Below are 1,335 nucleotides of genomic sequence, written 5' to 3' on the forward strand. Positions count from 1 at the left end.
CGTCAAGGCGCCGGCCCATGTTTTCCTGACGGCGGCAATCCAGTCGGCCTCACCGATCTCGGGATCGTCGGCAGGAATGAGGTGGTTGAGGACCAGTCTTTTGACCCCTGCATCACTGGCGATGCGCCCCGCCTTCTCAGCAAAAGTATGGCTGGCGAGCAGATGCTCTCTGAGCCGCGCGCCGTTTCCGGTTTTCGCGACGAGCCGCTCGATGCCCTTCTCCAGCATCGCTTCATGGACGAGGATGTCGGCGCCCTTGGCAAAATCGGCCAATGGCGGAAAGAATGCCGTATCGGCGGAGAACACCACGCTTTGTCCGGCATGCTCGAAGCGCACCGCGAAGCAGTCGGTCACCGGCGGATGGTCGACGCGCAGCGCCGAAACCTTCAGGCCACGTTTCTCCATCACTCGGCCTTCGCCGAACTCGACAATCGAAACCATATCTTCGATATCAGGCCGGCCTTCGTCGACAATGCGTGTCTCGATGTCGAATTCCATCGCCTGACAAAAACGCTGCCAGTAATGGCCGGTGCCGGGCGGGCCGAACACGGTGACCGGTGTCGCCAGACCCGCCGTCCAGGCGGTGTGGACCAGCGGACCGAGTTCCAGCACATGGTCGGAATGCAGATGCGTGATGAAGACCAGGTCTAGCGCCTTCGGGCTGATGCCGGCATCGGCGAGCCCGCGCGTCACGCCAAGCCCGCAATCGACGACGATGTAGCGCCCTCCGATCTCCAACACCGACGAGCTCGGCCACGGTCCGCCCGGCCGAAGTGCCGGGCCGCCCTTCGAGCCCAGCAGCACCAGCCGATCCCGCGTTGGATCAGCGCTCAAGACCAGTCGCCCTCCGGCGTGCCGTTGAAGCGCTTCTTCAGATCGGCCCAGCAGTCGATGTAATTGTCCTGCCGGGTTTCGAGCTCGGCGGCGTAGCGGGTCAGCATCTGCGGGAATCGCGTCTCGAACATGAAGGCCATGGTGTTGTCGAGCTTGACCGGTTTCAGCTCAGCGCGCGAGGCCTTTTCGAAGCCAGACGCGTCAGGCCCGTGGGCCAGCATCAGATTGTGCAGGCTGATGCCGCCCGGAACGAAGCCCTCCTCCTTGGCGTCGTACTGGCCGTGGATCAGGCCCATGAACTCGCTCATGATGTTGCGGTGGTACCAAGGCGGGCGGAACGTGTTTTCAGCCACCAGCCAGCGCGGCGGGAAGATGACGAAGTCGATGTTGGCGGTGCCCTCCTCGCCGCTCGGCGCGGTCAGCACCGTGAAGATCGATGGATCGGGATGGTCGAACAGGATCGCGCCGACCGGCGAAAAGGTCTCAAGATCATATTTATAG

The 1,335-nt window shown here is 62.9% G+C and carries 2 protein-coding genes; both read right to left on the minus strand.

Features of this window, described 5'->3' with window-relative positions:
- The coding region (locus EOA86_RS34875; RefSeq protein ID WP_164892335.1) for an MBL fold metallo-hydrolase at positions 1–834 on the minus strand (834 nt) is incomplete at its 3' end.
- Positions 831–1,335 (minus strand): homogentisate 1,2-dioxygenase domain-containing protein (locus EOA86_RS34880; RefSeq protein ID WP_128345647.1); only part of this gene is annotated, 505 nt, incomplete at its 5' end. The genes EOA86_RS34880 and EOA86_RS34875, both read right to left, overlap by 4 nt.

It is taken from the genome of Mesorhizobium sp. M5C.F.Ca.IN.020.32.2.1 (genome assembly GCF_004023105.1).
Taxonomy (GTDB): domain Bacteria; phylum Pseudomonadota; class Alphaproteobacteria; order Rhizobiales; family Rhizobiaceae; genus Mesorhizobium; species Mesorhizobium wenxiniae.